This is a genomic window from Nitrosomonas sp. Is37, assembly GCF_033063275.1.
Classification (GTDB): domain Bacteria; phylum Pseudomonadota; class Gammaproteobacteria; order Burkholderiales; family Nitrosomonadaceae; genus Nitrosomonas.
Map to the genome: position 1 here is coordinate 1 of NZ_JAWJYP010000053.1, position 6,823 is coordinate 6,823.

Here is a 6,823-nt window from a genome sequence, read left to right on the forward strand (position 1 = left end):
GGTGTGAGAACCTCAATATTACGAGTTTGCTTTCTATTTATGAAATAACTTATCTCAAAACGTCAACAGACCCTAAGTCTTTATTATTAAATTAATTTAAGAATAGAAAAACTCCTAGCATAAAGCATAAACACACCTTTTAGTTCACCCCCGTTTAAGTAACACGGTGGGCTACAAATACATACAGTAAAAATTTCTTGCTCAATATAGTGATTTTTGATTATCCCAGCAAGATATAAAAATTAATATGTCATGATAAACGCCAGGCTGTGAGTCTGCGATGTATAGAGCGGGCGAACGAACGGGAGCGCAGTCAGGGCAATGGCAAAGTTTCGTAATGTCATTGAAATTTATGTCGGGTTACTATTTGTCACACAATAACTAATCCACTGGAGATAACAGAATGTCAATGGAAAGTGAACTACCCAATAAAGCCGAGCTCCTGGCTCAACTGATTACGGGGCAAACGGGGTTTGAGCTGATTACTTCATCCGTTCAACGAAGTCATCGGTTTCCCTGCATATTTACATGCAGATAGAAAATCTGGCGCAATTAGGCAACGTGTCAACATCGGTCATCATTAATCAATTGCTGGAATGTGGGCTTGAAGCAGTGATTAAAGACCTGCCGCCAGAAATGGCAAGATAAGTCACGATGATCAGGGAAGATCAAATAAAGCGCCCTCTCATCGGAGAGACGATTAAAGCCAGAAAAAAATTTAAACCACTGCCTGAAAAATAATTAGCCATCATGTCACCGTGCTTATTGCTCCACGGTTACGATACCATTGAATACGCCTATAACCTCGTATCGGGTCAGGGATGTTTGATCGACTATGAGCAATTGACCGTGAACAAAGAAGCGTTACGCCAAACCAAAACGCGCAAACCCAAACATCTCAAACTCGGCAGTGAAGAATTCCTGTTGACTCTACATGGAACCAAGAGCGGCTACCCGCTTTTAATCAAGAAAAGGTTAGCACTTCAAACTTGAATCTGCCGGTAAATATACAATTTACAAGAAAGATTAATCCAACTTGTTAATGCCAATTCTTCACTTCAATTTCTCGGCTTTATTGGCACAATCCGGCTAGCTGCGAGTTTTGCCCGTGTTCTCGCCTCAGAGGTATCTGTACCATTTGCTAAAGCCACGCCCATGCGACGACGGGCGAATGATTCCGGCTTGCCGAAGAGGCGCAAATCGCTTTGCGGTACGCATAGCGCTTCATCCACACCAGTGAAAGCGATACCTTGTTCTTCCAGTTGTCCATAAATTACCGCACTCGCACCTGGTGCACGTAAGGCCGTATTGACGGGCAAACCAAGTATGGCGCGAGCATGCAGTTCGAATTCATTCTGTACCTGGCTGCACATGGTTACCATACCGGTGTCGTGCGGACGCGGACTTACTTCACTGAACCATACTTCGTCGTTTTTGACGAATAGCTCCACACCAAAGATACCCAGGCCTCCTAGGTTACCAGTAATTCTTCTGGCAATATCTTGCGCACGCTGCAATGCTAACAATGACATTGGCTGTGGTTGCCAGCTTTCCACATAATCGCCATGAACTTGGATATGGCCGATCGGTTCGCAGAAATGCGTTTCAATATCACCATCTGCATTCATTGCGCGTACGGTAAGCAGAGTAATTTCATAATCGAAGTGGATAAAACCTTCAACAATTACTCGCCCCTGATCTACCCGGCTGCCACTGGCAGCATAATTCCAGGCTGCTTCTACTTCCGCTTCGCTATCAATTTTTGATTGCCCTTTGCCAGAGGAAGACATCACTGGTTTAACGATGCATGGATACCCGATGCCACCCTCTATCGCCGAATACAATTCTTCCAAGCTATTAGCAAAGGTATAAGTCGAAGTTGGTAGTCCCAATGTTTCTGCTGCAAGACAGCGAATACCTTCGCGATTCATTGTGAGCTGTGCGGCGCGCGCAGTAGGAATGACGCGCGCGAGACCCTCGCGTTCGATCTCTAGCAGCATGCTGGTCGCGATCGCTTCGATCTCAGGAACGATGATGTGCGGCTGCTCGCGTTCAATCAGTTCACGCAATGCTGTACCATCCGCCATGTTGATCACATGTGCGCGATGAGCTACCTGATGTCCCGGTGCATTGGGATAGCGATCCACAGCGATAGTTTCTACTCCCAAGCGCTGCAATGCAATGATCACTTCCTTGCCGAGCTCTCCGCTACCTAGCAACATGACTTTGGTTGCGGAAGGACTAAGTGGGGTACCTATAACGAATCGTTTGCTCATGGTATGTTTCGAAGAGAAAAATTGTAAATAGCGGAAAATATACTACTGAAGCGCACATATTTTCGCAGCAATCGCGGAATAAAAATGTGAGATGATTCTTTTTACTCGATAGACAATGCTTGTAGTTTCCACTTGCTTATGCAAACGCGTGAACTATTGCTCCGTCGCCATCGGCCGCAATCATCTAAAAAAGAGGACACAATGGAAACAAAAACAATTTATTCGATTTCAGTAAAAAAAATGATGGCAGTGATATAGTTCTTGATAAGTATCGAGGGAAAGTATTGCTGATCGTCAATGTCGCCAGTGAATGCGGTTTTACTCCTCAATATAAAGGCTTAGAGGCGTTATATCGCCAGCACAAGGAAAAAGGATTGGAAATTTTAGGTTTTCCATGTAATCAATTTGGCGGACAGGAACCTGGTAATGATGAAGAAATTAAAAACTTCTGCTCGCTTAATTATGATGTAACTTTTCCTTTATTTGCCAAGATAGAGGTAAACGGTGAAAGTGCTCACCCTCTTTATCAATATCTGAAAACTGAACAAAAAGGCATTTTAGGAACAGAAGCGATTAAGTGGAATTTCACCAAATTTTTAGTTGATCGCAACGGTGAAGTCGTTAAACGTTTTGCACCGCAAACGTCACCAGCGGAGCTAGAGAAAGAAATTAATTCGCTGCTATAATTGAAAAAGTATAGGAAAAATAACCATCTTTTTCATGGGAACTGAATGTACTGAGCGCTGAATTAGTTATCTAAAACATAGATGACTGATCAAAAAGTTAAATTACCTCCGGCAGAGCCGGAGGCTTATTTCTGTTAGCCCCTCAAAGGGGCAAGAATTGGCGCCACCTAAAGGTGGCATCACATACCAAGCTTGAGCTGATCATAATGTTCATCCTCCTTCTCTTGATGTCGGATATATTCTCTAACCATCTCTTCATCTAACCCTACGGTCGATACAAAATAACCACGCGCCCAAAAACTTTCACCTGTGAAATTCCTCGATTTCCCCATAAACTTTCGTGCTATCGATATTGCACTTTTCCCCTTGATATACCCTACTACGTAAGACACTGAGTACTTCGGCGGAATACTAATGCACATGTGTACATGATCAGGCATCAAATGTCCTTCCACTATCTGGCATTCTTTCTGCTCTGTTAACTCGTGCAATACCTTCCCAAGGTGCTTTCGTATTACTCCAAATATCACCTTTTTCCTTCTCTTCGGAATAAATACAACGTGGTACTTACAGTCCCATGTTGTATGGGCCAAACTCTGATAATCTCTCATTTGATTCTCCTAGCTCTTGATCAAGCTAAAAGAATCAAGGTGACCGTATCACACGGTCAAACCTTTAATAGTCCCCCGGCAAAGCCGGGGGGATTACCTCGTTTATTTACTTCATTCCGATTCAATTGGCACGAAAAAGCTAAAAGTTTTGCAGCATTCTTGCTGCTTCAGAGAAATTAATCTGCTTTCACTACCCTCTCTGAGAGTCGAAAAGAAATTACACCACAAAGCATATTGACAATAATTGCCTGCAATGTATAACTCAAGTAAGTTATAAACCGGCAGATACGCAAGATCCAGAATGTAAGTTCTACTCAAACGTGAACTGAAGCTATCCCAAATTTCGAAAATTTATCAAAATTAAGCATCAGAGATAAATAATGAAAGCTATTATTGCAGCAACATTAAGTTTATTAATTGTTATGACAGCATTTGCGATGGAGAAAACAGTGATATCCAGCCGCCTAGAATCAAATCAAAATATCAGTTCAAAGACAGATTACATCGTCTTAGGAATGGGTTGCTTTTGGGGCGCCGAGAAGCGCATGAGCGAGATTCCGGGTGTTCTCGATGTAGAAAGTGGTTATGCAGGTGGTGACCTTCCTGGCGTTGGCTACCAGCAGATATTGAATCATGAGAAGGCGCTTCGCGCAGGCAAGGCTGCAGGACGGAATCATGCCGAAGTGATCAAGGTAACTTTCGACCCAGAAAAAGTAACGCTGGAAACCGTGTTAGCGAAATTCTGGGAAAACCATAATCCAACACAGGGTGACCGTCAGGGCAACGACATCGGCAGCAATTACCGGAGCGCAATTTATTATCATGACGCAGCCCAGAAAGACCTTGCACTGGCAACGCAGAAAGTTTACCAGCAGGCACTGAATGCCGTCGGCTACGGTCCGATCACAACTGAAATCCTGCCACTGAAAAATTACATCACAGCCGAGGAATACCACCAAGACTATCTGAAGAAGAATCCCAACGGATACTGCGGCCTCGGCGGCACGGGAGTAAAGTACCCCGCATCGAACCATAAGGCTACACAAAATGATCCATTAAGCAGTGGAGCAATTACCGATCGCATGAAGCCGCTGAATGGCAAAGATTTGAACTTTGCTCAGCAATTGGTTATTTTTGAGGCCGAGAATTGCGAATTCTGCAAGCAGTTTGATGAGGATATTCTCAATCGCTGGCAAGCAGAAGTACCCGTCGTTGCAACGATGAACGCCAATCCTCCTGCCGGTTGGACACTGGAAAAACCATTATTTGCTGCCCCTACCATTGTGCTGTTCAGAAACGGCAAAGAAGTCACCCGTTACACGGGATATAACGGGGAACAATCAAATTTCTGGAAATGGCTGGGCTTTCAGTTATTGTCGCCGGGACAACAGAAGATCGCCTTTGAGCAAGGCACCGAACCGCCGTTCACTGCTACCAATTTGGATGAAAAACGTCCTGGGAAATTTGTCGATCCCATTACGGGTGCTACGCTTTTTCTCAGCCAGACAAAGTTCGATAGCAAGAGTGGCTGGCCCAGCTTTTTCGACCCTGTTGAGGGATCAGTAACGCTCCATGAAGACAATTCGCATGGCATGAAACGGACCGAAGTCCGCAGTGCAAGTTCAGGCATTCATCTTGGTCACGTTTTTAACGATGGCCCAGCTCCCAACTTCAAGCGCTATTGTATCAACGGCAATGTCCTGAAGTTCATCCCAGATTGATTGAGAAGAAACGCATCCCTCTTTATTTACCTTATTCCATTTCCAAATCAAACATGACGCGAAGGCGAACCGCAGACAGTATAAATGATACGGCAAGGTGAAGCCGACAAAATCAGGTTTGATTTAGAAATGGAATTAGAGAGGTATGCTGATTTTCATGGAACAGCCTCCATCCGCAATCTTTGACCTCTAAAAGCAAATATGTATTTGGTATTTGCCCTAGTCTGATCCAATCCAAGCCTTTGCGGATACGATTACCTTACTGCGGATCAATAATAATCTTTCCATGTTGATCGTATGTCATACAGCTTCTCAAGGCCCTTGAGCGCAGGATTAGTAGGCAATGCACGCAACCAACACCTTGCTCGAAGTGCCCTTGCCATCAATCCCGCTTGATTCGCCAAAACCCGGGCATAATGTAGAACAAAGGGATCACCACCAAGATTGCATACGACAAATAGAGCGATACATAGGCGAGAGGAGCTGCGAGCAGATACACGGCGATTGCAATCAAATTCTGATGCTGGACTGCGGCATGATACCTCGCCAGATCCTGGTTGTGGACAAGTTGGCGGAACACAACTTGGCGAAGCAGCGCAAAGGAACCAATATCGCACGCGAGAATAACGGAATACAAAGCAACAGCAAACGGCTCAACGGGATTTTGTCCGAGATAGGCGGTCGCGAACGGGATCAGGGACATCCAGAAAAGCAAGTTGCTGTTTGCCCAGAGTAGCGGCCGATCAACTAGGCGAATAGGGTACAATAGATAGTGGTGAGCTACCCACATGAGGATCAGTAAGACGAAGCTCAGCACGTAACTAAAAAATACCGGTGCTACGGCAAGCAATCCCCTCAAGCTCGGTTCATTCGGCGCCTTGAGCTCTAACACCATGATGGTGATGATGATGGCGATGACACCGTCACTGAAAGACTGCAGGCGATCCGTGCCTAGGTTCGCTGTTGGATCGTGCCGATTCATAAGTACCTCGCGTAATATATACGACAAAAAATGTCTCATAATCTGAAACGGAATGTCATATAACCTGACTAAGTGTTCCTAAGTCTTTATTACTTAATTAACTTAAAAATAGAATAGCTCCTAATATAGAGTATAAACGCACCATTTTGTTTTCCCTTGTTCAAGTAACACGGGGGCCATAAATACATATCACTAAAAATTAACTCTCCAATATAGAAATTTTTGCTTCTCCCCTCATGTAAAAATGAATCTGTCATGACAAGCGCCCGGTAGAGAACCTGCGATGTATAGAGTTGGCGAACGAACGGGAGCGCAGTCAGGGCTGTAGTAAAAATAGCAATTTGGCAAGCACATCAACCCCTAGGAGAGCACCATCTGACGCACACCATGCCGAAGAACGAGAAGTGCCTGTTGAGTGATGCACGATTGATATAGGGTTTTATATAGTGGAGTTACTATTTGTAACACCATAACTAGTCGTCCCTGAAAAACCCTTTTTCTCAACTACTAAGTTGTAGGTTAGGCATATTGCCAATCAATAGCCGAT

The 6,823-nt window shown here is 44.4% G+C and carries 5 protein-coding genes and 1 pseudogene; 3 read left to right on the forward strand and 3 right to left on the reverse strand.

All coding sequences use genetic code 11. The features are described 5' to 3' along the window. The first annotated feature begins 750 nt into the window (after positions 1-750). Complete coding sequence (locus tag R2Q26_RS14930; protein ID WP_317537017.1) at positions 751-993, forward strand: hypothetical protein; 243 nt, start codon at positions 751-753, stop codon at positions 991-993. 65 nt (positions 994-1,058) lie between these two features. Here the strand turns inward: R2Q26_RS14930 and purT are convergent, their stop codons facing one another. Then, on the reverse strand, positions 1,059-2,276 hold the full coding sequence (purT, locus tag R2Q26_RS14935; protein WP_317537018.1) for a formate-dependent phosphoribosylglycinamide formyltransferase: 1,218 nt from the start codon (positions 2,274-2,276) through the stop codon (positions 1,059-1,061). 218 nt (positions 2,277-2,494) lie between these two features. On the opposite strand from purT, the pseudogene R2Q26_RS14940 reads away from it, so the two are divergent. Next, positions 2,495-2,962: pseudogene (locus R2Q26_RS14940) on the forward strand (glutathione peroxidase); the annotation flags it as partial. Between the two features lie 179 nt (positions 2,963-3,141). Here R2Q26_RS14940 and tnpA read toward each other — a convergent pair. Next, positions 3,142-3,573, reverse strand: a complete 432-nt coding sequence (tnpA, locus tag R2Q26_RS14945) for an IS200/IS605 family transposase (RefSeq protein WP_317537019.1) — start codon at positions 3,571-3,573, stop codon at positions 3,142-3,144. Positions 3,574-3,953: 380 nt separating this feature from the next. Here tnpA and msrA point away from each other — a divergent pair, with 380 nt between their 5' ends. Further along, positions 3,954-5,294, forward strand: a complete 1,341-nt coding sequence (msrA, locus tag R2Q26_RS14950) for a peptide-methionine (S)-S-oxide reductase MsrA (protein WP_317537020.1) — start codon at positions 3,954-3,956, stop codon at positions 5,292-5,294. Between the two features lie 382 nt (positions 5,295-5,676). On the opposite strand, the gene R2Q26_RS14955 is transcribed toward msrA, so the two are convergent. After that, positions 5,677-6,276: a TMEM175 family protein gene (locus tag R2Q26_RS14955; protein WP_317537021.1), complete on the reverse strand. Its 600-nt coding sequence runs from the start codon at positions 6,274-6,276 to the stop codon at positions 5,677-5,679. Positions 6,277-6,823 lie beyond the last annotated feature (547 nt).